Origin of the sequence: Leucobacter albus, assembly GCF_039528015.1 — a bacterium.
In the GTDB taxonomy this organism is placed as follows: domain Bacteria; phylum Actinomycetota; class Actinomycetes; order Actinomycetales; family Microbacteriaceae; genus Leucobacter; species Leucobacter albus.
In genome coordinates this window covers 50,305-73,478 of the sequence record NZ_BAAAKZ010000001.1, presented here as the reverse complement: position 1 = coordinate 73,478, position 23,174 = coordinate 50,305, and the positions used below count along the sequence as shown (strand labels likewise).

General features: G+C 69.1%; 21 protein-coding genes. 8 read left to right on the top strand and 13 right to left on the bottom strand.

All coding sequences use genetic code 11. From position 1 onward, the window contains the following. Window positions 1-72 precede the first annotated feature (72 nt). The 4 genes from ABD115_RS00320 to ABD115_RS00305 all read right to left on the bottom strand — a co-directional run bounded on the left by ABD115_RS00320 (window position 73) and on the right by ABD115_RS00305 (window position 4,534). Window positions 73-993, bottom strand: a complete 921-nt coding sequence (locus ABD115_RS00320; RefSeq protein ID WP_343957028.1) for an AEC family transporter — start codon at window positions 991-993, stop codon at window positions 73-75. Between the two features lie 184 nt (window positions 994-1,177). After that, window positions 1,178-1,489, bottom strand: coding sequence for a DUF2853 family protein (locus ABD115_RS00315; protein ID WP_343957027.1), 312 nt, complete (start codon window positions 1,487-1,489; stop codon window positions 1,178-1,180). A gap of 139 nt (window positions 1,490-1,628) precedes the next feature. Further along, window positions 1,629-3,020 carry an aspartate aminotransferase family protein gene (locus ABD115_RS00310; RefSeq protein WP_343957025.1) on the bottom strand — a complete coding sequence of 464 codons (1,392 nt, stop codon included), beginning with the start codon at window positions 3,018-3,020 and terminating at the stop codon, window positions 1,629-1,631. A gap of 29 nt (window positions 3,021-3,049) precedes the next feature. Beyond that, on the bottom strand, window positions 3,050-4,534 hold the full coding sequence (locus ABD115_RS00305; protein ID WP_343957023.1) for a CoA-acylating methylmalonate-semialdehyde dehydrogenase: 1,485 nt from the start codon (window positions 4,532-4,534) through the stop codon (window positions 3,050-3,052). Between the two features lie 141 nt (window positions 4,535-4,675). Between ABD115_RS00305 and ABD115_RS00300 the strand changes: the two genes are divergently transcribed. Then, on the top strand, window positions 4,676-6,346 hold the full coding sequence (locus ABD115_RS00300; protein WP_343957021.1) for a PucR family transcriptional regulator: 1,671 nt from the start codon (window positions 4,676-4,678) through the stop codon (window positions 6,344-6,346). A 106-nt stretch (window positions 6,347-6,452) separates the two neighbouring features. After that, on the top strand, window positions 6,453-7,622 hold the full coding sequence (locus tag ABD115_RS00295) for a trans-sulfuration enzyme family protein (protein WP_343957019.1): 1,170 nt from the start codon (window positions 6,453-6,455) through the stop codon (window positions 7,620-7,622). Between the two features lie 195 nt (window positions 7,623-7,817). Here the strand turns inward: ABD115_RS00295 and ABD115_RS00290 are convergent, their stop codons facing one another. Then, window positions 7,818-8,543 carry a Maf family protein gene (locus ABD115_RS00290; protein WP_343957017.1) on the bottom strand — a complete coding sequence of 242 codons (726 nt, stop codon included), beginning with the start codon at window positions 8,541-8,543 and terminating at the stop codon, window positions 7,818-7,820. 79 nt (window positions 8,544-8,622) lie between these two features. Here ABD115_RS00290 and ABD115_RS00285 point away from each other — a divergent pair, with 79 nt between their 5' ends. Next, window positions 8,623-9,432 (top strand): SCO4651 family lipoprotein, encoded by an 810-nt coding sequence (locus ABD115_RS00285; protein ID WP_343957015.1) that lies wholly within the window; start codon window positions 8,623-8,625, stop codon window positions 9,430-9,432. A 93-nt stretch (window positions 9,433-9,525) separates the two neighbouring features. Continuing rightward, window positions 9,526-10,851, top strand: coding sequence for a class I SAM-dependent RNA methyltransferase (locus ABD115_RS00280; RefSeq protein ID WP_343957012.1), 1,326 nt, complete (start codon window positions 9,526-9,528; stop codon window positions 10,849-10,851). A 161-nt stretch (window positions 10,852-11,012) separates the two neighbouring features. Here the strand turns inward: ABD115_RS00280 and ABD115_RS00275 are convergent, their stop codons facing one another. From ABD115_RS00275 to ABD115_RS00265, 3 genes are read right to left on the bottom strand one after another with little or no spacing between them, the layout of a single operon-like run. After that, a complete protein-coding gene (locus tag ABD115_RS00275; protein WP_343957010.1) occupies window positions 11,013-11,624 on the bottom strand; it encodes a response regulator in 612 nt (203 codons plus the stop codon). Next, on the bottom strand, window positions 11,617-12,543 hold the full coding sequence (locus ABD115_RS00270) for an acetamidase/formamidase family protein (protein ID WP_343957008.1): 927 nt from the start codon (window positions 12,541-12,543) through the stop codon (window positions 11,617-11,619). The genes ABD115_RS00275 and ABD115_RS00270 overlap by 8 nt, the downstream gene beginning before the upstream one ends. Beyond that, the gene (locus ABD115_RS00265) at window positions 12,543-13,787 is read right to left on the bottom strand and encodes an aromatic amino acid transport family protein (protein ID WP_343957006.1); all 1,245 of its coding nucleotides are present in this window, start codon (window positions 13,785-13,787) and stop codon (window positions 12,543-12,545) included. The genes ABD115_RS00270 and ABD115_RS00265 overlap by 1 nt, the downstream gene beginning before the upstream one ends. 315 nt (window positions 13,788-14,102) lie before the next feature. Between ABD115_RS00265 and ABD115_RS00260 the strand changes: the two genes are divergently transcribed. After that, window positions 14,103-15,386, top strand: coding sequence for a type III PLP-dependent enzyme domain-containing protein (locus tag ABD115_RS00260; RefSeq protein ID WP_343957004.1), 1,284 nt, complete (start codon window positions 14,103-14,105; stop codon window positions 15,384-15,386). Between the two features lie 26 nt (window positions 15,387-15,412). Here the strand turns inward: ABD115_RS00260 and ABD115_RS00255 are convergent, their stop codons facing one another. Genes ABD115_RS00255 through ABD115_RS00245 form a run of 3 tightly spaced genes read right to left on the bottom strand, consistent with a single transcriptional unit; the run spans window position 15,413 to window position 17,339 of the window. Further along, complete coding sequence (locus ABD115_RS00255; protein WP_343957002.1) at window positions 15,413-16,231, bottom strand: hypothetical protein; 819 nt, start codon at window positions 16,229-16,231, stop codon at window positions 15,413-15,415. Then, window positions 16,228-16,950 carry an ABC transporter ATP-binding protein gene (locus ABD115_RS00250; RefSeq protein WP_343957000.1) on the bottom strand — a complete coding sequence of 241 codons (723 nt, stop codon included), beginning with the start codon at window positions 16,948-16,950 and terminating at the stop codon, window positions 16,228-16,230. Before ABD115_RS00250 ends, ABD115_RS00255 begins: the two co-directional genes overlap by 4 nt. After that, on the bottom strand, window positions 16,947-17,339 hold the full coding sequence (locus ABD115_RS00245) for a GntR family transcriptional regulator (protein ID WP_343956998.1): 393 nt from the start codon (window positions 17,337-17,339) through the stop codon (window positions 16,947-16,949). The genes ABD115_RS00250 and ABD115_RS00245 overlap by 4 nt, the downstream gene beginning before the upstream one ends. A 107-nt stretch (window positions 17,340-17,446) precedes the next feature. Between ABD115_RS00245 and ABD115_RS00240 the strand changes: the two genes are divergently transcribed. Both ABD115_RS00240 and ABD115_RS00235 read left to right on the top strand, forming a co-directional pair. Next, window positions 17,447-17,854, top strand: coding sequence for a YchJ family protein (locus ABD115_RS00240; protein WP_343956996.1), 408 nt, complete (start codon window positions 17,447-17,449; stop codon window positions 17,852-17,854). A 111-nt stretch (window positions 17,855-17,965) separates the two neighbouring features. Then, window positions 17,966-19,426 carry an alanine/glycine:cation symporter family protein gene (locus ABD115_RS00235; RefSeq protein ID WP_343956994.1) on the top strand — a complete coding sequence of 487 codons (1,461 nt, stop codon included), beginning with the start codon at window positions 17,966-17,968 and terminating at the stop codon, window positions 19,424-19,426. Window positions 19,427-19,516: 90 nt separating this feature from the next. Here ABD115_RS00235 and ABD115_RS00230 read toward each other — a convergent pair whose 3' ends face one another. Both ABD115_RS00230 and ABD115_RS00225 read right to left on the bottom strand, forming a co-directional pair. Further along, window positions 19,517-20,029, bottom strand: a complete 513-nt coding sequence (locus ABD115_RS00230; RefSeq protein ID WP_343956992.1) for a MarR family winged helix-turn-helix transcriptional regulator — start codon at window positions 20,027-20,029, stop codon at window positions 19,517-19,519. Between the two features lie 109 nt (window positions 20,030-20,138). Continuing rightward, entirely contained in the window at window positions 20,139-22,331 is a 2,193-nt protein-coding gene (locus ABD115_RS00225; RefSeq protein ID WP_343956990.1) for a heavy metal translocating P-type ATPase, read from the bottom strand. Window positions 22,332-22,455: 124 nt separating this feature from the next. On the opposite strand from ABD115_RS00225, the gene ABD115_RS00220 reads away from it, so the two are divergent. After that, on the top strand, window positions 22,456-23,124 hold the full coding sequence (locus ABD115_RS00220) for an HAD hydrolase-like protein (protein ID WP_343956988.1): 669 nt from the start codon (window positions 22,456-22,458) through the stop codon (window positions 23,122-23,124). Window positions 23,125-23,174 lie beyond the last annotated feature (50 nt).

Below are 23,174 nucleotides of genomic sequence, written 5' to 3'. Positions count from 1 at the left end.
CCCGCCTAACTAATGGTCGTTAGGCAAATCCTACGGCGATCCACTTTCGCGCGTCAACCCGCCGCCACGGAGCTAGCCGAGCAGCACGGTGGCAAGAAACAGCACCGGGATGCAGCCGACGGTCGTGATAAACACGGTGTCGCGGGCCACGGTCTCGCCGACCCCGAAGTGCTGCGAGTAGTTGAACACGTTCTGCGCGGTCGGCAGGGCGGCAAGCACGACGACGATGAGCACCTCGGCCGGGCCGAGCCCGAACGCGTAGGTCGCCGTCAGCCAGGCGACGATGGGCATGCCAACCAGCTTCAGCGCGCTCGCGTACACGACCTCGCGCCGGTTACCGCCGGCGCCGAGCACCCGCTGCCCGTTGAGCGAGATGCCGAAGCTGATGAGCAACACGGGCACGCACGCGTTCGCAATCAACTCGATCGGCGCGAACACAATTGTGGGGAGGGTGACGCCGGTGACCGAGACCACGGTGCCGAGCGCTGAGCCGATGATGATGGGGTTCGCGAGGGCGCGCCAGATCACGCTGAGCCGAAACCTGCCGCCGACCGACGCCTCGAGAATCGAGAGCGACACGGGAGTGAGCACGAGCAACTGAAAGAGCACGACGGGCGCCGGGTATGCCGCGCTGCCGAGAATGTAGAGCGAGAGTGGAATGCCGATGTTGTTCGCATTCACCTGCCCGGCAGACAGGGCGCCGATGAGCGTCTCGGCCGCCGAGCGCCGCCACACGAGCTTCGCCACGAGCGCGTAGCCGCCGATCACCACGAGCGCGGCGATCGCAGACACCGGCAGGAGCGACGAGAACAGCATCTCGACCTGGGCCTGCGAGAGCACTACGAAGAGCAGGGCCGGCGAGAGCACCCAGAACACGAGCTTCGCGAGCACGCCGCGCGCCGAAGCGTCGAGCACGCCGGTCTTGCCGAGGATCCACCCGACCAAAATGGCGAACCCGACCACGACGAAGCCCGTCAGCGCACTCAGCAACATTGCCTCTCTAGGGTCGGAAGCGTGGCTCCAGCCTACTCCTCGCCCCGCCGAGCGCGCTGCTGCGCGCGGCCGGCGCGCAGACTGCCCGAACGGGCGCGGGCGGCGTGTGCGTCATTGCACCGCCGCCCGCACTCCTCGTGGCACCGCGCGCGGCCCGCTCGGGTCACCGCGGCGCGAGCGCCCCTCAGCCGCCGAAAACGCCGAGTTTGCCGTAGTGCGCCGCGAGCAGGTAGTAGACGGTGAGCCGCTGCTTGTGGCCGGGCACCTGGTCACCGACGGCGGCGATCGCCTCATCGATCGCGGCGTCAGAGTCGGTGACCCCGAGCTTCTCTTTCACAAAGCTTTCGCGCACGCGAGCAAGCTCGGCGGGGTCGCTGTACGACACGAGCCGCGCGTCGGCGTTCGTGAGCGCGAGCGCATAGGTCTGTTCCATCTGTGCAACAACCGCGGCGCTGGCGTTCGGGGCGTACTTCTGAATGTCTTCGAGAGCGCTCATATGAACGGATCCTTCCTAGAAAAGCTTTCCCCCGTCTTTGGGGTTCCTGTCCCATTCTGGCCCGGCGTCGAAAAAAGATATAGGGGTAACGCCAAGCAGGGCCTGGTTTGTGCAAACCAGGCCCCGCTGCGCGCTCGAATTACTTACCCGTGTAGTAGCTATCGGCAACATCGAGCGCTGCATCGATGATGTCGAGGCCACGCACGAGGTCTTCCTCGCTGATCACGAGCGGCGGCGCGATCTGCAGGCGGTTGCCCGCCGCAAACGGCCAGAGGCCCGCCTGCTTGCAGGCTGCGACGACCGCATTGAACGGGGCGGCGGCCTCTCCTGCGGCGTTGAACGGCACGAGCGGTTCGTGCGTTTCGCGATCCACCACGAGCTCGAGCGCCCAGAAGAGCCCCTTGCCGCGGTACTCGCCGACCGACCTGTGCTTCGCCGCGAACTCGGCGAGCCGCGGCTCGATGACGCGCGTCGCGAGGTCGCGCACGCGCTCGATGATGCCCTCGGCCTCGAAGATGTCGAAGGTGGCAACGCCGGCGGCGCACGCGAGCGGGTGGCCCGAGTAGGTGAGCCCGCCGGGGAAGGCGCGGTCGACGAACGCGTTGTGCACGGCCTCCGAGATCACGACGCCGCCGAGCGGCACGTAGCCCGAGTTCACGCCCTTCGCGAAGGTCACGAGGTCGGGCTTCACGTCAAACCCCTGGTACGCGAACCACTCGCCGGTGCGACCGAAGCCGACCATGACCTCGTCGCAGATGAGCAGAATGCCGTACTTGTCGCAGAGCGCGCGCACTCCGGGGAGGTAGCCGGGCGGCGGCACGAGCACGCCGTTGGTGCCCGTCACGGTCTCGAGCACGATCGCCGCGATGGTGCTCGCACCCTCGAGCTGGATCTGCTGCTCGAGGTGCGCAAGCGCACGCTCCGACTCTTCCTCGGGGGTCGTCGCCCAGAAGGCCGAACGGTAGAGGTAGGGGCCGAAGAAGTGCACCACTTCGCCGTCGATGACGTCGTTTGCCCAGCGGCGCGGTTCACCGGTCATGGTGATCGCGGTGCCGGTCGAGCCGTGGTACGAGCGGTAGCGCGAGAGAATCTTGCGCTTGCCGCTGGACTGCCGCGCGAGGCGCACAGCGTACTCGATTGCCTCGGCGCCGCCGTTCGTGAAGAACACCGAGCGTGCGCCCTCGAAGGAGTGCTCAACAATGCGCTTGGCGAGCTCGCCGCGCACGTCGTTTGCCATCGCGGGCTGGATCGTCGCGAGACGGCCCGCCTGCTCCTGGATCGCCTTGACGAGGCCGGGGTGCTGGTGCCCGAGGTTCAGGTTCACGAGCTGCGACGAGAAGTCGAGGTACTCGTTGCCGTCGTAGTCCCAGAACGATGCGCCCTCGCCATTCGCGATGGGCAGCGGGTTAATCGCGCCCTGCGCCGACCACGAGTGGAAGACGTAGTCGCGGTCGTTCTGGCGCACCTCACGCTGGGCGTCGGTGTCGCCGAACTGCTGCTCGGCGCCGTTGAGGTCAATGTAGTCAGCCATAGTGTGCTCCTTCGCTCCTCTGGGTGATGTTAGCTGTTGCTCGGGAAGCCGAGGTCGACCTTCGACGGCTCGGCGTTCGGCCAGCGCGTCGTAACGACCTTCGAGCGGGTGTAGAAGTGAATCGACTCCGGGCCGTAGATGTGCGAATCGCCAAACAGCGAGTCTTTCCAGCCGCCGAACGAGAACGAACCGACGGGCACCGGGATGGGCACGTTGATGCCGACCATTCCGGCCTCGACCTCGAACTCGAACTGGCGCGCGACGCCGCCGTCGCGGGTGAAGATGGCGGTGCCGTTGCCGAACTGGTGGTCGTTGATGAGCTGGAGGCCCTCGTCATAGCTGTCGACGCGCACAACCGCGAGCACGGGCCCGAAGATCTCGTCGCGGTAGACCTTCGAGTCAGTCTTCACGTGGTCGATGAGCGAGACGCCGGTGAAGAAGCCACCGCCCGCGAACTCGGCCTCGCGCCCATCGACGACGACGGTCGCGCCCTCGGCCGCGGCTCCCGCGACGTACGACTCGACGCGCTCCTTCGCCTCCTGCGTGATGAGCGGGCCCATCTCTGACGCGGGGTCGGTGCCGTCACCGATCTTCAGCTCGGCCATGCGCTCGGCGATCTTCGCGACGAGTTCGTCGCCGACGCCGCCAACTGCGACGACAACGGAGACCGCCATGCAGCGCTCACCGGCCGAGCCATAGGCTGCCGAGACCGCCGCGTCTGCGGTCATGTCGAGGTCTGCGTCTGGCATGACGAGCATGTGGTTCTTCGCGCCGCCGAGTGCCTGCACGCGCTTGCCGTTCGCAGCTGCGCGCTCGTAGATGTACTTCGCGATCGGGGTGGAGCCAACGAAGCTGATGGCCTTCACGTCGCGGCTGTCAAGCAGCGTATCGACGGCAACCTTGTCACCGTGCACGACGTTGAGCACGCCGTCGGGCAGGCCAGCCTCGCGGAACAGGTCGGCGATGAACACCGAGGCGGAGGGGTCGCGCTCGGAGGGCTTGAGCACGACGGTGTTGCCGCAGGCGATCGCCGACGCGATCATCCACAGCGGCACCATAACCGGGAAGTTGAACGGGGTGATTGCCGCGACGACGCCGACGGGCTGCTTCACCGAGTGCACGTCGACACCGGTCGAGACCTGCTCGTCGCGCTCACCCTTGAGCAGGTGGAGGAGGCCGGAGGCGAACTCGACATTCTCGAGACCGCGAGCGATCTCGCCTGCGGCGTCGGAGAGCACCTTGCCGTGCTCGCTGGTGACGATTGCCGCGAGCTCGGGGGTGCGCTGCTTGAGCAGCTGGCGCAGGTTGAAGAACACATCGGCGCGCTTTGTGAGGCTCGTCTTGCGCCACATCGGCAGCGCCGCCTGGGCTGCTGCGACTGCGCGCTCGACGGTCTCGACCGAGGCGATGCCGAGCTCGTGCTGCTGCTCGCCGGTCGCCGGGTTGAAGATGGGCTGGGTGCGCTCAGCTGCCTCGACCTTTTCGCCGCCGATGACGTGGGGGATGTGTGCCATTGTTGCTGTCCTCTCAACAGTTCATGTTCACGCAATGTGTTCGGGCCAGACGACCCTCATGATGCCTAGTATTTCAGCGGAACTCGGTCGCGGCACCCGGCAAAGTATCGCAATCTGCCCCATATTCCGTACACTTTGTATGTGAGCGAGACAACCGAGCCCTACCCGAGCATCGGCGACGTGCTCGGCATCGCCGAGCTGCAGGCTGGAGCGCCCGAGCTCGTCACCGGCGAGGCTGGCCTCGAACGCCGCGTACGCTGGGCCCACGTGGTTGCCGGGCGCGAGGCCCCCGCGCTGCTCGACGGCGGCGAGCTCGTGCTCACCACGGGGGCCGGCTGGCCGACGGCGAGAGGCGGCGCGACAGGGCTCGGCGCATTCGTCGAAACCCTCATCGACGCCGACCCGGCCGGCATCGTGTTTGAGCTCGGCACCCATTTCGAGGCCGCTCCCGAAGAGCTCAGCGAGGCATGCGTGGCGCGCGGCATACCGCTCATCGTGCTGCACCGCGTCGTGCGGTTCGTGCAGATCACCCAGCGCGTGCACCAGCGGGTGCTCGCGGCACAAAACGAGGCGCTCGAAGCCCGGGCCGAAGTGCACGCGATGCTCACCGAGCTCGGCCTGAACCGCAGCCCCGTCGACTACGTTGTCGACCGCATCGCTGCGACCCTCGGCGCCCCCGTCGTGCTCGAAGACGCGGGCCACCGCGTCGTCGCGTGGTCGGGCGGCGACGCGACGGTGCTCGAGCGGTGGGCCGCGCCAGACCCGCGTCAGCAGGGTGCGGAGCCCCCGCTGCCCGAGGGCGCGACGCGGGTTCCCGTCGAGGCGCAGGGCACGCGGTGGGGCTCGCTCACCGCGCTCCCCGGCCCACCGCACGCAGCCGGGCGCGCAACGGTGCTCGAGCTCGGCGCCTTCGCGCTCGCGCTCGCGAGGCTCGCCGACACCGGGGGCGACACCTGGCTCGACTTCGGCTCGAAGCGCCTGTTCGACGCGGTGCTCTCTGGCCGCTACACCGGCGAGCGCGAGCTCGCCAGCCAGCTCGCCGCTGCGGGGCTCCCGCTTGCCGGGCGGGTGCTCGTCGGCGCGACGCTCACGGGCACGGGAGACTTCGGGGCGCACGAATCGCTCGAGACCGCTATCTTGCAGACCGCGCTGCGCCGCGCCGTCGCCCCCGAGGCGAGCGTGCTGCTCGCGCCGGCGGATGGCGAGCTCGCTGGCCCGCGCACGCTGCTCGCGCTGATGTCGTTCCCCGCGGCGGATCCGCGGCTCGGGCGCGGCCACACCGCCCAGCAGCACCCCCTCGCCGCGCGGCTCGCGCACGAGCTCGGCATGATGCTGCCGGAGCAGACGCCTCGCTCGTGGCGGGCCCACCTGAGCATCGGCGTGACCGCGACCCGGCCCCGCGCCCTGATCTCCTCGCTCGAGCGGGCGGCGGCGGGCGGCGCGGCAGGCCGCAGCTCACAGGGCGACTCGTGGGTGACCGTGCAGCTCGCCGCCGAGCGCCCGCTCGCCTACCTCGTGCGCGGCCTGGCCGGCATCCCCGAGCTGCACGAGTTCGCCGAGACCCTGCTCGACCCGCTGCTCGACCACGACAGGGCACCGGGCACGGGGCACACAGGCGACCTGGTTCGGGTGCTCGGGGCCTACCTTGCGCACCCAACGAACCGCTCGCTCGCCGCGCAGCGGGCGCGGCTCTCGCGCTCCGTGTTTTACCAGCGGCTCGCGCTTATTGAGGAGCTCGCCGGGGTGGATCTCACGGATGGCGAAACCGTCGCTGCGCTCACCGTCGCGCTGCTCGCCCGCGGCGTGATGTAACCGCCGTGCTGCTCGCGCGCGGCGAGCTGCTTGCGACCGCGCCGAACCCCTCACCCTACTGCGGCGGCCTCACAGCCCGCACACCCTTTCTCGGGAGAATGGGCGCATGGAAGATTCGGCAATGATGCTTGATACGCTCGCGGTGCACGCGGGCAGGGAAGATCTCAACGCGCTCGGTGTGCACGCGCTACCGATCGATCTGTCAACGACGAACCCGCTGGCCGATGTGCTGAGCGGCGGAGATTCGTACGAGGCGCTCGCGAGCGGCGGCACCGTGCCGGCCGGCGGCAGCGCGGTCTACGCGCGGCTCTGGAACCCGACGGTCGCCAGGTTCGAGTCGGGCCTCGCGCAACTCGAGCACGCTCAGGCGGCGGTCGCGTTTGCGAGCGGCATGGCGGCCCTGTCTGCGGCGCTGCTCGCCTTCGCTGGCGCCGACGGGAAGAGGCACGTCGTGGCGGTTCGGCCGCTGTACGGCGGCACCGATCACCTGCTCGCCACCGGGCTGCTCGGCACCGAAGTGACCTTCTGCTCGCCAGACGAGGTCTCCGGGGCGATCCGGGGCGACACGGGGCTCGTGCTGCTCGAGACGCCGGCCAACCCGACGCTCGAGCTCGTGAGCATCGCGGCCGTGGTCGAGCAGGCGGGCGCTGTGCCGGTGCTCGTCGACAACACGTTCGCGACCCCGGTGCTGCAAAACCCGCTCGACCACGGGGCGGCAATGTCCATGCACAGCGCGACGAAGTATCTCGGCGGCCACGGCGACGTGATCGGCGGCGTCATCGCCTGCTCTGAGGAGCACGCATCGCGGCTCAGGCCGATTCGCGCGATCACCGGCGCGGTGCTGCACCCGCTCGCGGCCTATCTGCTGCATCGCGGGCTCGCGACGCTGCCGCTACGCGTGCGCGCCCAGCAGGCGACCGCGGGCCGCATCGCCGAGTGGCTCGCCACTCAACCGGGTGTTGCCGAGGTGTACTACCCGGGCCTCGGCGGCGACCCGAGCGGCGTGCTGGGTTCCCAGTTGGCCGGGCCAGGCGCGATGATCGCGGTGCGACTGCACGGCGGGGCTGCTGCCGCCGAGCGGCTCACCTCGGCGGTGCGGGTGTTCACGCACGCGGTCTCCCTCGGCGGCGTCGACTCGCTCATCGAGAGCCCCTCGGCGCTCACGCACCGGCCGGTCGCGGCAGACGCGAAGCCAGACGCGGGAATCGTGCGCATGTCGATTGGGCTCGAGCATCCACACGATCTCATCGCAGACCTCGCCCGCGGCCTCGCCTAGCGGCCCGCGGCCCGCGGCCGCCCTGGCCGCCGGGCCCGCACCGCCCGCCGGGCGCGGCCCTCACCGTCACTCAATATGGCAGTTGTTGTCGCCATCCGAGCCGCCAGGCGACAACAACTGTCATATGCGCGGCGCAGTGGCGGGCCCGGGGCGGGGGCGGGCGGCGCGGCGGCCCGGCCCGGCGCGGCGGCCCGGTTAGGGCAGCACCGGCGAGCCGCCGGCCCAGAGCGCCGGGTAGTCGTGGCCGAGCTCGCGCACGAGCCGCCTGAGGGCGGGCAGGGAGAGCCCAATCACGCAGCTCGGCGCTCCCTCTATGCGCTCGATGAACGCACCGGCGAGGCCGTCGATCGCAAACCCGCCGGCGAGTTTCAGGGGCTCACCCGTGGCAACGTAGGCCGCGAGTTCGGCGTCGGTGACGTCGGCGGCGAGCGTGACGGTCGCCGTGTCAACGGCCCCGGCAGCCGGGCGTGCAGGCTGCCCGAGGCCCGCGGCGGTGCGCGGCGCGGCGGCTTCGTCGGCTTCACCTGGCCCGACCATGCGAGTGCAGTCGACGAGCCAGTGGCCCGAGTGCAGCACGCCGGTTCTGCCGCGGTGCTGCTTCGAGCGTTCGAGGGCGACCTCTGGCACGTGGGGCTTGCCGAGCACCTCGCCGTCGAGCAGAAACATCGAGTCGCCCCCGAGCACGAGCCCGCCGCCCAGCTCCGCGATCTCGCTCGCGTAGCGGCGCACCACGTCTTCGGCCTTGAGCCTGCCGAGGTATTCGGTGAGCTCGGCGGCGGTGAGCGCACGCCCGAGTGCGGCCTCGCGCGCGGCGACCTCAGCCTCCTCATCGACCTCGGGGGAGAAGCACACCGGCTCGATGCCGGCGCCCCTGAGCACAGAGAGGCGGGCGGGCGATGTCGAGGCGAGAATCAGTTGCATACGCAAAAGCCTAGGCAATCTCTCCACAATTTTGTCGCGAGAATCGCGCTGCGGTGCTCGCTCGCGTTACCGTTATTGCATGAAGCTTTCACGTAAGGCCACACTGACCACTTCGATTCTGCTCGCTGGCGGGCTCGCCCTCACCGGGTGCAGCTCGCCGTCGGCTCCCGCCGACGGCGGCACGACCACCACCCAGGAGGCGCCGGCCAAGGGCGGCGAGCTCACGAAGGAGAACTTCGCGGAGCGCATCGAGAAGGCCCAGCTTAACGCCGGCTCGGCCCACATGACGATGCAGCTCGGCGACTCCGTCGACGGCGCCCTCGAAGCCGACATCGTTCTGGACAAGGATCCGAAGAAGATCCAGATGCAGATGAGCATGGATGTTTCGGGTATGACGAGCGACATTCGCCTCGTCGACGGCAAGATGTTCATGAACATGGGCGAGCTGTCGCAAAACAAGTTCCTCGACATGTCGACGATGCCAGGCGGCGCTGGCGACATCAGCGCAATGATCGACCAGGTTAACCCCGGCTCCCAGGTCGGGGGCTTCAGCGCAGCCCTCACCGATTTTGTGGCCGACCCCAAGGGCCCCGAGATCGACGGTGTAAAGACCACGCAGCTCACGCTCACCCTCGATACGCGCAAGCTGTTCGAGGCACAGGCACAGACCCAAGAGGGCGTCGACATCGACACGCTCGTCTCCACGCTCGGCGAGACGATCGTCTACGACATGTTCATCGGCTCCGACGACCTACCCCGCCGCATCGTCATGCCGAACGCCGGCGGCGTTGGCACAGGCACGGTTGAGTACTCCAAGTGGGGCGAGCCCGTGAAGGTTGAGGCGCCGGCGGCCGACGAGCTCGCAGACGCATCGGCGCTGATGGGCTAACTCTCACGCTGAGCGGGGGCTAGGTGGTTCGCCACCTAGCCCCTTTCTCGTTCCCAGGCATCAGCATTGAGTTCGCGTGGGAGAATAGTTCCCATGTCTGAACAGCGCGCAAGCACGCCCCTCGAAATCGGCTCCGAGATCGAGCTCGAAATCACCGGTATGGCCCACGGCGGCGTGAGCGTCGCCCGCCACGATGGGCGCGTGGTGTTCGTCGCCGACGCTATCCCGGGCGAGCGCGTGCTCGCCCGCATCACCGACCAGAAGAAGAAGTCGTTCGCCCGCGCAGCGGTCACCCGCGTCATCGACGCGTCGGAAGATCGCCGCGAGCACGTCTGGGCCGAGGCCTCGGTCGACCGCGACCCCGCCGAGCGCGCCGGCGGCGCCGAGTTCGGCCACATCGATCTCGCCCGCCAGCGCGTGCTCAAGGCCGAGGTGCTCGTCGATTCGATGGCCCGCTTCGGCGACATCGAGCTCGCCGGCGAAGAGGGCGAAGACTTCTCGGAAACCCTCGCAGAGCTCGTGGAGCCGGCCGAGGGCGACGACGAGGCGAACGGTCTGGGTTACCGCACCCGCGTGCGCCTGCACGTCGACCCCGAGACGGGCGCGGTCGGGCCCTACGCGGCCCGCAGCCGCACCGTCATTCCGGTCTCATCACTGCCGCTCGCCACCGAGGGCGTGAACCAGATCGCCCCGCTCGCCGAGGCGATGAACGGCCTGCAGACGATCGACCTCATCGACCCGGCGAACGACGACCCCCGCATGCTCTTCACCGAGGTCGGCCAGAAGGAGCGCCGTGGCGAGAAAGATCTCGTCGCCGAGCTCGTCGAAGACCGCGGTTTCATCGTGCGCGCGGGCGGCTTCTGGCAGGTGCACCGCGAGGCCCCCGCGATGCTGTTTGGCGCGGTGCACGACGCGATCTCCGACCTCATCGAGGCAGGCCAGTTCGACCCCGCCGCGGCGAACCTCGACCTCTACGGCGGCGCAGGGCTGCTCGCAGCCGCGGTCGCCGAGGCCGCGGGCCCCGGGCTGAAGATCACCTCCGTCGAGTCAGACCCAGACGCGACCGACAACGCTGCCGAGAATCTCTCGGAGATCGTCGGCGCCCGCGCCCTGACCGCCCGCGTCGACAAGTACCTTGCCGAGCTACTCGACGCGGCTGCGCCGGTTCGCGACCGGCTGCGCCGCGGCACGATCGTGCTCGATCCGCCCCGCTCGGGTGCGGGCGGCGACGTGACCGCGCAGCTCGCCGAGCTCGCCCCGGCGAACATCGTGTACGTCGCCTGCGACCCGGTCGCGCTCGCCCGCGACACGAAGTCGCTGCTCGACTCGGGCTACGACCTGCTCGAGCTGCGGGCGTTCGACATCTTCCCGCACACGCACCACTTCGAGTCGCTCGCGGTGTTCAGCCGCGGCGAGTAGGTCGCGGCCCGCGTCGTTTGCGCTGGGCGCACCCCGGCGCAAAGCTCGACGCGGCACTAAACGGCGCCGCCGGCCAGGAACATCCTGGCCGGCGGCGCCGTTGCGTACGGTGGCACGTCGCTCAGCACCGCTCAACACAGCTCAACACCGCTCAGCGCAGCTCAGCCGAACAGCTCCTTGCGGCTCTCGATGCCGAGCTTCTGCAGCACGTTCGAGACGTGGGTCTTCACGGTCGGCACCGTCACAAACAGCTCGCGCGCGATCTCGGCGTTCGTGTAGCGCTGCAGCATAAAGCCGAGCACCTCTTGCTCGCGCGCGGTGAGCCCCGACCGCTGCACGCGCTCCTCGATATTGCGCGCGCTCGCGCCGGTGTCGCTCGTGACGTTCCACACCCTGTTTCCCCGCGCGGTCGCGCGCACGGTCTCGATCAGCCGCCCCTCGGGGTGGTCTTTGGTGAGAAAGCTGTCGGCGCCAGAGAGAAACGCGAGCGTCGCATCAGACTGGCTCGTGTACGAGGTGTACATCATCACGCGCGGCCCGCCGTCGATCGATTTGATCTCGCGACACAGCTCGAGCCCGTCGCGCACTCCACCGAGGCGCAGCGGCAAGATCACGAGATCGGGTGCGGTTTCGGCGACCGCGTCGAGCGCTCCTGACGGGTCGGTTGCCTCGGCGACGACGCCGAGGTCGTCGTGCGCCCCGATCACGGTCGCGAGCCCGAGCCGCACGATCGGGTGGTCTTCCACCAGCACGATCTTCAGGGCGTCAGCCACGCGCGGCCCCCGCGGGCGGCGCCTCAAACAGCGCGGCCGGGCACCAGCCGCGCGGAATCGTTACGCGCGCCGTGACGAGCGGATTCACAAGCTGGCTCACCTCGGTGCGCGCGACGAGGCTCGTGGCGCGGTACGCATCCTCCCACGCAAGCCCCCGCCAGCCGCCCACGAGGTCGACGGCGCCCGCGAACGCGATGCGCACCGCCTCGTCGAGCGTTGCCGCGCTCCCGAGCAGGCTCAGCCCGGCCTCGTGTACGACAGCTGGCAGCTCGCTTGCGTAGGCCTCGGCGCCAACGGCGCTCACCCGGAGCCGCACGCGGCCAGCGATCTCGACCCCAGTGCCACCGAGCTCACCGTCGCCCTGCACCGCGTGCAGGTCGCCGACCGCGACGAGCGCTCCGTCGTGCTGCGCGCGCAGCAGCAGCGCGCTGCCCGCCCGAAGAATGCGCGTGTCGAGGTTGCCGCCGTGCGTGCCCGGCCACGAGGTGCCGATGGGGTCGCCAGCTGGCGCTACCCCGAGCACCCCGATCATCGGGGCGACCGGCACGGGCAGCTCGGGGGTGACCCACGCCTGCCCGTCTGCGATCGGCACCACGCGGGTGTCTGCCGCTGCGATGCGGTCGCCGAGCACGCCAAGCCCCGGCGACAGCGCCATGATGCCAGCCTCGCCGATGTCGATCGCCTCGATATCGACCCGAATCACGTCGCCGGCCAGCACGCCCTCGACGAACACCGGGCCCGTCGCCGGGTTGAAGTGCGCCATGTCGATGTGCGGCCTGAGCACGGCCTCAGACGTGATCTGCCCGGCGTAGCAATCTTGCGTCTCGCACTCGAATGCCTCGCCGAGCGCGACCACGGCGACCGGCTCGGAGTGAGCCGAGAACGCCGTGATCGCGGAGCTCGCTGGAATGCGAAGCATTACGCCCAACCGTCTGGAACGAGGCCGAACGCCGACACGAGCGAGTACACGAACGCGAGGCCGAAGACCGCAATGAGCAGCGCCTGCACGATCGGGTGCGCCACCCAGCCTGCCTTCCATGCCGGCTCCTGGTCGCCGTGTTTGCGCGCCCGGTGCAGCATGAGCACCGGCACGATGGACATGATGGCCCCCGCGAAGCCTCCGGCGTAACCGAGCGCCGACACGAAGCCGGCGAGCTTGAACACCCCGATGAGGAACGCGGGCACTGCCACAATGATAATCGCCGCGACCCGGTACCCGGGAGCGTTTTCAGACGGCCACTTGAAGCGGTCGAAGATGTTGCTCATCAGGGTGAGCGCAATCGCCCAGAACGACGTCATCATCGCGAGCACCGCGAAGATGTTCGCGAGGTAGTACGCGACCGAGCCGAGCTGCTCGCCCCAGGCGACAGTCACGACCTCGGTGATGCCGTCGCGGCCCATCATGCCGAGCGCGGCGAGGGGCACGAGCGCGAGCAGGAAGCCGGTCGCGCACATGCCGACAACGATGGAGCGCGGCAGCGCGCGCGGGTTGCTCGCCGCGAGGCCGCGCGCGAGCTCGGGCACGGTGTACTGCGCGATGAACGCGAACACCGCGAGGTTCACGATGGGAATGATGAAGTACGGCTGCACGTAGGTGATGTTCGCCACGTCGATGCCTGGGCCGAAGAACGTCCAGCCGCAGAGCACGAGAATCAGCACGAGCATCGCGATCGTGATCGCCTGCTCGGAGCGGCCCGTCGCCTTCAGGCCGAACCAGACGACGAGCACGCCCGGAATGAAGAAGAGCAGGCTGCCGACGGCCTCTGGCAGGCCGAGCAGCTCGGAGAGAATGCGGCCGCTGCCCGAGGTGTACGCGATCAGCGCGCCGAGGCCGTTCACGGCGACGCCGGCAAACACGAGCCACGAGCCGGTGTTGCCGAGGTACTTCTTCGCGAGCCCCGCGAGCTGCAGCGGCTCCTTCGTGCGCAGCGCGACCTCTGCCACGTACAGCATCGATGCCGTGGTGAGGAAGCCGGCTACGATGAGCGCGATGAGCAGCGCGGGGAAGCCGCCGCTGCGCGCGCCGTACGGCAGTGCAAGAATGCCGGCGCCGATGTTCGCGCCGAAGATGATCGCGACGCCCTGCCAGAACGTGATCGTCGTGCTGTGCGGCTTTGCCTTGGCCGTCTGGGCGGCTGCGCCCGGTTGGGTGGCGGTAGTCATGTGTGTTCTTTCTTCTGTTTAGTTCTCGGGCCGCGCACCGCCAGCGCATCGCCGGCGCATCGCTAAGCGAGGCGATTCGCGGCGGGCGTGAGCGGGCCCTACCCATGCAGCTCCGCAGGGCACAGTTCACCATATGGGCTGTGGCCCCCGCGATCCTCATCCCTCAGGGATGAATTCGCCCGCGAAGTCATCCCTCGGGGTGGATCTGCTGCCAAACGAATAATCCTAGCCTGGTTCAGGGCCCACCTTTGCCGGAGTGGCCCCGCAGACCACGGCTAGCCCACCAACGACAACGAGAGCGCAGCACAGCACACCATGAGCGATTCCGCACGACGGTCCAACATCTTGACCCACGCCCTGCAGCAGGGGTTGTTGCACGAGGAGCACGCGCCGCTCGTGGCGTTTCTCGACTGGGAGCGGGTCGCCCTGAACGTCGAGCACCTGCTCGCCGCGTTTCCGAAAGACATTCCGGTGCTCCACGCCTTCGCGGTGAAGGCGAACCCGCTCGTGCCCGTGCTCTCGCGGCTCGGCGAGCTCGGCATGGGGGCCGAGGTCGCGAGCGACGGCGAGCTCACGGCCGCGCTCGAAGCGGGAATCACGCCGGAGCGGCTCGTCTTCGATTCGCCCGCGAAGTCGTGGGGCGAGCTGCGGCGAGCGCTCGGCCTCGGCGCGGCGCTGAACGTCGATAATTTCCAGGAGCTCGCGCGGGTGCGCACGATTCTCGAAGAAAGCGGATCTGAGTCCGAGATCGGTGTTCGCCTGAACCCGCAGGTCGGCGCGGGTGCGATCGCGGCGATGAGCACCGCGAGTGCGCACTCCAAGTTCGGCGTGCCGCTGCGCGACCCCGGCATGCGCGAGCAGCTCGTCGAGGCGTACCTCGCGTCGCCGTGGCTGCGGCGCGCGCACACGCACGTCGGCTCGCAGGGCTGCCCGCTCCCCCTCATCGCTGAGGGGGTAAACGAGCTCGTGAGGTTCGCCGACGAGGTGAACTCGCGCGCGGGCTACGCGCAGATTCGCACCCTCGACATCGGCGGCGGGCTGCCCGTCGACTTCGAGACCGACAACCCGATTTCCGCGTTCGATGACTACGTCGCGGCGCTCGCCGAGGGCGCGCCGCGGTTGTTTGCCGGTGATTACGAGATCGTCACCGAGTTTGGCCGCAGCATTCTCGCGAAGCACGGCTTCATCGCCGCCTACGTCGAGTACACGAAAGAGGTCGGCGGCCGCCGCGTCGCGATCACCCACGCGGGCGCGCAGGTCGCGACGCGCACGGTGTTCATGCCAGACGCGTGGCCGCTCAGGGTCGAGGGGTTCGACAGGGCCGGCGCCGCAAAGCCCGCGCACGCGACCGCCGTACAAGATGTAGCGGGGCCGTGCTGTTTCGCGGGGGATCTCGTGGCCCGCGGCCGCGAGCTGCCCGTGCTCGAGCAGGGGGATCTCGTGGCGCTGCTCGACACCGGCGCGTACTACGCGAGCAACCCGTTCCACTACAACTCGCTGCCGGTGCCGCCGGTGTACGGCATCGAGAACGCGGGCACGGCGCCCCGGTTCAGCGAGATCCGGGGCGCGGTGGTGCGAGAGCTGCAGCCGGCGCTGTAGCTCCCGCTCCGCGGCGCCCCGAGCTCCTAGCGCAGCGAGGTGCGGCGATCCACCGAGGTTGCGCCCCACCACGCGAGCGCGATCGCCGCGAGCACGAACACCGGCACGATGCCAAGGCCGAGCACGCCGGGCTCTGCGCTCGGGTCTGCGAGCGCCGCGGTGAGATCGCGCATCATGCCCTCGGCGACGAACGAGCCGGCGTCTGGGCCCGTGAGCCGCACCCCGAATGGCACGAACACCATCGCAGCGAGCCCCACGAGCTGCATCGCGAAGTACAGAATCACCATGAAGATCACCGGGGCGCCGAACCCGAGGTGACTGAAGCGGCTCTCGGCGCCAACCGACATTGCCGTGGCGCCCGACACGACCGTGTACGCCATGAACAGCAGGAAACCGGCCGCGGCAAGCCACACCGTGCGCGGCTCCACGAACGCGAAGCCCTCGCGCAAGAAGTCGAGCGGGCCCGCGCCCTGCGACAGCGAGTGGGCGATGCCGGCGAGCAGCAGCATGCCAACCGTCAGCGCCAGCGCGACGACGGCGGCGACGAAGCCGTAGAGCACCTTCGCGGCGAAGATCGTGCGCCCGCGCACCGGGATCGTCATCGTGAAGTACCCCTGCGCGCCGTACATCGTGCGCCAGTAGTGCGCGACGAGCAGCGCGAGCACCGCCGGGGTGAGGGCAATCGATGCCGCGATACCGACGCTCATTCCAATGCCGCCGATGATCGGCAGCTTCAGCGCGGCGACAAGATACCCCGCGACGATAATCGCAAGCTTGATGCCGATGCTCGGAAGAATCGTCTTGCGGGTGGTGCGGAACTCGTCAGCGAACAGCGTGGCGATCATGCGGCGTACACCTTTCGGAAGAGGCCGTCGAGGCTCGTGCCGTGCTCGGCGCGCAGGTCGTCAGCCGCGCCCTGCAAGAGCACCTGGCCCGCGCGCAGAAACACGACGGAGTCGACGATTGATTCGACGTCTTGGATGAGGTGGGTGGAGACGAACATCAGCGCGTCGTCGGCGAAGTTCGAGATGATGCCGCGGAGAATCACGTCGCGCGAGGCCGGGTCGACGCCCGAGATCGGCTCGTCGAGCAGGTAGACGTGCGCGCGCCTCGACATCGCGAGCGACACCTGCAGCTTCTCGCGCATACCCTTCGACATCTCCTTCAGGCTGCGATCCCACGGCAGGCCGAAGAAGTCGACCATCTCGCGGGCCTTTGCCCGGTCGAAGTCGGCGTGAAAGCGCGCGTACTGCGCGATCGAGTCTTCGGGCTTGTGGTGGTCGGGCAGAAACGACGCGTCTGGCAGGAACGAGACGAGCGCCTTCGACTGCGGGCCGGGAGCGTGCCCCGCTATCCGCACCGAGCCCTGCCAGTCGGCGAGAACCCCGGCGAGAATCTTCAGCAGCGTCGTCTTGCCCGAGCCGTTGTCGCCCATGAGGCCGACGATCTGGCCCGGCTGCAGGCTGAGCGTGAGGTTCAGAAGCGCCGGGCGGCCGCGGTAGGCCTTGCTCAGGCCCCGCACCTCGATCGCGGGCGGTGACGCCGGCAGGTGCTGCTCGGTCATCTGGTGTCCTTTCGGTCGGTGCCGGGGGCGGCGTGCGCGGCCCAGCGGCGTTCAAGTAGTTGGGCGGCATCGGCGAATGTCATGCCGAGACCGGCGGCTGTCACAACGAGCGCGTCGGCCGTGGTTGCGGCGAGCGCCTGGCGCGCCGCTTCGATTGCTTGCTCGTCTCTCGTGACGAACCTGCCTGCGGTGCGCTCGGCGGTGGTGAGTCCGATCCGGTCGACCTCGCCGAGCGCCTTCTGTACGGTGTTCGGGTTCACGCCGAGCTCGAGGGCGAGCTCGCGCACCGAGGGAACCTTCAGGCCCGTCGGCCACTCCCCCGAGGCGATGCGGCGCGTGAACTCGTCGACGAGCTGTGCCCAGATGGGCCGGGAGTCGTCGAGCTGCATGGTGGGTCCTTTCGCGGCGGGGCTAGCACCCGCCGTGTACCACTGTATTACGACAGTGATACAGAATGCAAGCGGCGGCGCGTGCGCGATGCCGGTACGGTGGATCCGTGAGTTCCGATGCAAGGCCAGCCGACGCCGCCCCCTGCCCCTGCGGGCTTGGTAGCCCCTACGGCGAATGCTGCGGCCCGATCCACCTCGGCGCACCAGCCCCCACCGCGGCCCAGCTCATGCGCTCCCGCTACAGCGCCTTCGCGCTCGGCGAGGCCGACTACCTGCTGCGCAGCTGGCACGAAAGCACACGGCCGGCCGAGCTCGAGCTCGACGCGGCGACCCGCTGGCTCCGCCTCATCATCGAATCGGCCGAGCACGGCGGGCCCTTCGACACCGAGGGGCACGTCACCTTCACCGCGATCGGCCGCACCCCCGAGGGGCGGTTCGAGCAGCGCGAGCGCAGTCGCTTCGTGCGCGAGGCCGGCAACTGGCTCTACGTCGACGGGACCGAGATCTCCGGCTGACCGCCGCCCCGCGGAGCTGCGGGCGGCGCGTCGCCCGCGGCTCGCGAGGCGCAGGGTTAAGTTTGCGCAACGACGCTGTTCTCACCCCCTCGGCCCGCATAGGCTTTCCCCATGCAAGCGATCAGCGACCTCATTGCCGAGTGGGGCGACCAGTTCTGGACGTGGCTCGTGCTGCCCATCGTCGTGGCGCTCGGTCTCTACCTCACGATTCGCTCGGGCGTGGTGCAGTTTCGACTCATTCCCGAGATGTTCCGCACGCTCACCGACGCAACGCCCAAAGACGAGAACGGCGCCCCGCAGTCGGTCTCAGCGTTTCAGGCATTCACGATCTCGGCGGCCTCGCGCGTCGGCGTCGGCAACATCGCAGGCGTCGGCACGGCAATCGCCGTTGGCGGCCCCGGCGCGGTGTTCTGGATGTGGCTCATGGCCTTCATCGGCGGCGCATCGTCGTTCGTCGAATCGTCGCTCGCACAGCTCTACAAGACCAAAGACGAAACCGGGTTTCGGGGCGGCCCCGCCTACTACATGGAGCGCGGGCTCGGCGCGCGCTGGATGGGCGTGCTGTTCTCCGTCGTGCTCGTCGCCTGCTTTCCGATTGCCTTCTCGTCGCTGCAGGCAAACACCATTCAGGCGACGCTCGCGGGCACCCTCGGCGAGCAGATGCCAGGCTGGCTGCCGCTCGCCACTGGCTGCGTGCTCGCCGCCCTCATGGCCGCGGTGATCTTCGGCGGCGTGAGGCGCATCGCCTCGGTCACGCAGACCCTCGTGCCGCTCATGGCGCTGCTCTACCTACTGCTCGGTCTCATCATCGTCGCGCTCAATGTGCGGGAGATTCCCGGGGTGTTCGCGACGATTTTCACCTCGGCGTTCGGCGCCGAGCAGTTCACCGGCGCCGCGCTCGGCTACGTCATTCTCACGGGCATCAAGCGAGGAATGTTTTCGAATGAGGCGGGTCTCGGATCCGCCCCCAACGCGGGCGCCTCCGCGGCCGTCACCCACCCCGTGAAGCAGGGCCTCGTGCAGACCCTCGGCGTCTACTTCGACACCTTTCTCATCTGCTCGATCACCGCGTTCATCGTGCTCGTCGCGGCGCCAGACCTCGCGGGCGCGGCGAAGGGCATCGAGCTCACCCAGAGCGCGATCTCGACCTCGCTCGGGCCGTGGGCAAACGTGCTGCTCACCGTCATCATCTTCTTGCTCGCGTTCTCGTCGATTCTCGGAAACTACTACTACGGCGAATCAAACATCGAGTTTCTGCGCTCGGGCCGCGCCGTGCTCACCGGCTACCGCGTCGTCGCCGTCGTGGCGGTGTTCGCGGGCGCTCTCGTCTCGGCCGACATCGTGTGGAACCTCGCCGACGGCGTGATGGGCATTATGGCGCTCATCAACCTCGTCGCGATCGCGCTCCTGTCTGGGGTCGCGTTCAAGCTGCTGCGCGACTATTCTTCGCAGCGCCGATCGGGCAAGGACCCGGTCTTCACCCGCGACCGGCTGCCCGAGCTGCGCGGCGTCGAGCAGTGGGCCGACGAGCGCTCGGTGACCGGGCCCATATCGACAACCGCACGAATATGACACTTGTGGTCGCGTGACGGCCGAAATGGCGACAACAAGTGTCATATCGACGCTGGTTCGGGCGGGGCGGGCGGGGCGGGGTCGGGCGCGTCAGCCGCGGGCGGCGGGGTCGGGCGCGTCGGAGAGAGCGCGGCGCGCCGTGTCGCGCAGTGAGCCGAGCATCGCGCAGAGCTGCCCGAAGTCGGCCTCGGTGAGTGCGAGGCTCCGCGCGACCTCGGCCGGAACGCCTTCAAGCCTTGCCTGCAGTTCGCGGCCGCTGTCGGTGCAGAACACCCGCACCTGCCTGCCGTCAGCCCCCACTCGCTCACGCACGATGTAGCCCTCGGCCGCGAGGCGGGAGAGCAGCGGCGAGACGGTGCCGGAGTCGAGCTCGAGCGCCGCGCACAGGTCGGAGACCGGCTGGCCGTCGCCGGCGCCCAGAGCCCGCAAAGCGAGGTATTGCGGGTAGGTCAGCCCGAAGTGTTGCAGCTCGCGCCGGTACGCGCTCGTGAGCGCGCGCGAGGCGGCGTAGAGCTGAAAGCTCAGGCGGTCAGCGAGTGCGGCAGCCGCATCGGCGCGAACACCTTCGTCGCGGCCCCCATCGGCACGAACACCATCGGCCACGGCCGCCCCCTTCCGCCGCGCAGACCAACGGGTCCCCCGACCCGATGCGCACTGGCGCGTGTCACCGAGACTACCCGGTGGCACGCGCCAGTGTCAGCACGTCAGCACGTTACCCCCTGAGCACCTCGCTCGTGGTGACCTCGGGCCGCAGGTCGAGCCTTCGCAGCAGCTGCGCGTTCAGGGCAACTACCACGGTCGAGAGCGACATGAGAATGGCTCCGACCGACATCGGCAGCACGAAGCCGACGGGCGCGAGCACTCCGGCCGCGAGCGGCACCGAAATGAGGTTGTAGCCGGCCGCCCACCAGAGGTTCTGTCGCATCTTGCGGTACGTCGCCTTCGAGAGCTCGATGACCGAGATCACCGAGCGCGGGTCGTCGCTCGCGAGGATCACGCCCGCCGAGGCGATCGCAACGTCGGTGCCGGCGCCGATCGCAAGGCCAACGTCTGCCTGGGCGAGCGCCGGGGCGTCGTTCACGCCATCGCCGACCATGGCGACGCGCCTGCCCTCGCGCTGCAGCTTGAGCACCTCGGCTGCCTTGTCTTCTGGCCGCACGCCCGCAAGCACCCTGTCGATGCCAAGCTCGTCGGCCACGGTCTGCGCGACGGCCTGCGCGTCGCCCGTGATCATCACGACCTCGACGCCGAGCTTGTGGAGCGCCAGCACAGCGTCGCGCGACTCTGGGCGAATCTCGTCGCTCAGCGCGAGCGCGCCGATCAACTCACCGCCCCGCAGCACGTGCAGAATGATCGCGCCGCGCTCGCGCCAGGTCTCGGCGACGCCGAGCTCGCTGGCACCCTCCTCCTCGAGCATGTAGGGGCCCCCGACGCGCACCACGGCGCCACCGACGGTCGCGGTCACGCCGACGGCCGGCGACGAGCTGAAGTCGGCCGAGGCCGGCACCTCGAGGCCGCGGTCGCGCGCGGCGCGCACGATGGCCTGCGCGAGCGGGTGCTCGCTGTCCTGCTCCGCCGCCGCGGCAAGGGCAACTACTTCGTCTTCGCTGAGCGAGCCAGCGACGTCGACGTGCGTGACAGTCGGCTCGCCCTTGGTGAGCGTGCCGGTCTTGTCGAACAGCACGGCGTCGACGAGGCGCATGCTCTCGAGCGCGAGGCGATCCTTCACGAGAATGCCGGCGCGGGCCGCACGCTCGGTCGCGATCGACACGACGAGCGGGATTGCGAGCCCCAGCGCGTGGGGGCAGGCGATCACGAGCACGGTGATCGTGCGCACGATGGCGTTGTCGGGTTGGCCGACGAGGGTCCACACGATCGCGGTGATCGCCGCGGCCGCGAGCGCGAACCAGAACAGCCAGCCAGCCGCGGTGTCGGCGAGCCGCTGCGCGCGCGACGAGGAGTTCTGGGCCTCGGTGACGAGCCGCTGGATGCCGGCGAGCGCGGTGTCATCGCCGATCGCGGTGACCTCGATGCGCACGCCGGAGTCGGTCGCGACCGTGCCAGCCGAGACGGGCTCGCCGACGCCGCGGCCGACTGTGCGCGATTCGCCCGTGACCATCGACTCGTCGAACGAGGCCCGGCCCTCGACGACGCGACCGTCGGCTGGCACGCTGCCGCCGGGCCGTACGACGACAACGTCGCCGACGCGCAGGGCGCTCGGTGAGACCTTCACGATCTCTCCGCCCTCGACGCGCTCGGCCTCGTCGGGCAGGAGCGCCGCGAGCGAGTCGAGCGCCGAGGTCGTCTGCGCGAGCGAGCGCATCTCGATCCAGTGGCCGAGCAGCATGATGACAACGAGGAGCGCGAGCTCCCACCAGAAATCGAGCCCGTGGTGGATCAGCCCGAGCGTCGCAGCCCACGACGCGAGGAAGGCGACGGTGATCGCGAGCGCGATGAGCAGCATCATCCCGGGCTTGCGCGCCTTGATCTCGTCGACGGCCCCGGTGAGGAACGGCTTGCCGCCCCAGACGTACATCACCGTGCCGAGCACCGGCGAGATCCATTTCAGCCACGCCACATCGGGCAGCGGGTAGCCAACGATCGACGCGAACATGCCAGAGAGCCCCACGGTGGGGATCGCCAGCACGAGCATGATCCAGAACATGCGGCGATACTGGGCGACGTGGCCGTCGTGGCCCGCGTGGCCCGCGTGGTCGGCGTGGCCGTCGTGGCCGCCGCCTTCGTGGCCGCCGTGGCCGGCGTGGTTACCGGCCCCGTGTGCATCGTGGTCGGCTTGGTCGGCGTGACCCGCGTGGTCGGCGTGGTCGGCGTGGTCGTCGGCTCCGTGGCCCGGGCCCGCTGGCGAGCCCGGGTGGCCTTCGTGTGTACCGTGTTCGTTGTTCATGGTTCCCCCTGCACTGCTGTTGGGTCACTTCCACCGTACCCCCTGGGGGTATCTCTTGGCCACAACCAATGTGCCCACGGCCCTATTCCCGCGGCGTCGTATCTGCGAGGCCTAGGATTGAGGCATGGAAACTTCGGGGTTCAGCTGTATTCTCTGGGACGTTGACGGCACGATTGCAGACGCCACTCGCGGCATCTTCGCGAGGCTCACCGAGGTGTTCGAGTCGTTCGGCCGGCCGGCCCCAGATGCTTCGGAGCTCGCGATGTGGATGGGCCCGCCGCTGCTCGAGTCGTTCCAGCTGCGCGGCGGCATGAGCCCAGATGAGGCGCAGCGCGCGCTCACGCAGTACCGGGGCCTCTCGTCTGCCCCCGGATACGCGAGCACGGTCGACCTGTACCCTGGCGTGCCCGAGATCGTGCGCGCTGTTTCGGCTGCCGGGATTCCGCAGGCAACCGCGAGCACCAAGCCCGAGACGCAGGTGCGCGCGATTCTCGACCACTACGAGCTGCTGCCCTCATTCACCGCACTGTCTGGCGCGCGCTCGGGCCCCGAGGGGCAGCTCGACGGCAAGGCGTTCGTCGTGCAGCAGGCGCTCGACCGGCTCACGGCCGCCGGTGCCGACGTCTCGCGCCCCGTGCTCATCGGCGACCGCTACCACGACGTCGAGGGCGGCGCCGAGCACAACATGCCCGTCGTCTTCGTCGAGTGGGGCTTCGGTAAGCCGGAGGAGGCAGCCGGGGCAGCGCACCACGCGATGACCCCGGCCGACCTTCGGCAGTTCGTTCTCGGCTAGTGCGGGCTGGGGCAGCAGTTCCCTAGGTAATCCGCACCCGGTAGGCAATT

Bases quoted from the DNA above. Each gene is read 5' to 3' on its own strand.
- ABD115_RS00305 (WP_343957023.1), bottom strand. From the start codon at position 4,534: ATGGCACACATCCCCCACGTCATCGGCGGCGAAAAGGTCGAGGCAGCT.
- ABD115_RS00295 (WP_343957019.1), top strand. From the start codon at position 6,453: ATGGAAGATTCGGCAATGATGCTTGATACGCTCGCGGTGCACGCGGGC.
- ABD115_RS00285 (WP_343957015.1), top strand. From the start codon at position 8,623: ATGAAGCTTTCACGTAAGGCCACACTGACCACTTCGATTCTGCTCGCT.
- ABD115_RS00260 (WP_343957004.1), top strand. From the start codon at position 14,103: ATGAGCGATTCCGCACGACGGTCCAACATCTTGACCCACGCCCTGCAG.
- ABD115_RS00280 (WP_343957012.1), top strand. From the start codon at position 9,526: ATGTCTGAACAGCGCGCAAGCACGCCCCTCGAAATCGGCTCCGAGATC.
- ABD115_RS00270 (WP_343957008.1), bottom strand. From the start codon at position 12,543: ATGCTTCGCATTCCAGCGAGCTCCGCGATCACGGCGTTCTCGGCTCAC.
- ABD115_RS00245 (WP_343956998.1), bottom strand. From the start codon at position 17,339: ATGCAGCTCGACGACTCCCGGCCCATCTGGGCACAGCTCGTCGACGAG.
- ABD115_RS00320 (WP_343957028.1), bottom strand. From the start codon at position 993: ATGTTGCTGAGTGCGCTGACGGGCTTCGTCGTGGTCGGGTTCGCCATT.
- ABD115_RS00220 (WP_343956988.1), top strand. From the start codon at position 22,456: ATGGAAACTTCGGGGTTCAGCTGTATTCTCTGGGACGTTGACGGCACG.
- ABD115_RS00250 (WP_343957000.1), bottom strand. From the start codon at position 16,950: ATGACCGAGCAGCACCTGCCGGCGTCACCGCCCGCGATCGAGGTGCGG.
- ABD115_RS00255 (WP_343957002.1), bottom strand. From the start codon at position 16,231: ATGATCGCCACGCTGTTCGCTGACGAGTTCCGCACCACCCGCAAGACG.
- ABD115_RS00265 (WP_343957006.1), bottom strand. From the start codon at position 13,787: ATGACTACCGCCACCCAACCGGGCGCAGCCGCCCAGACGGCCAAGGCA.
- ABD115_RS00310 (WP_343957025.1), bottom strand. From the start codon at position 3,020: ATGGCTGACTACATTGACCTCAACGGCGCCGAGCAGCAGTTCGGCGAC.
- ABD115_RS00235 (WP_343956994.1), top strand. From the start codon at position 17,966: ATGCAAGCGATCAGCGACCTCATTGCCGAGTGGGGCGACCAGTTCTGG.
- ABD115_RS00225 (WP_343956990.1), bottom strand. From the start codon at position 22,331: ATGAACAACGAACACGGTACACACGAAGGCCACCCGGGCTCGCCAGCG.
- ABD115_RS00290 (WP_343957017.1), bottom strand. From the start codon at position 8,543: ATGCAACTGATTCTCGCCTCGACATCGCCCGCCCGCCTCTCTGTGCTC.
- ABD115_RS00315 (WP_343957027.1), bottom strand. From the start codon at position 1,489: ATGAGCGCTCTCGAAGACATTCAGAAGTACGCCCCGAACGCCAGCGCC.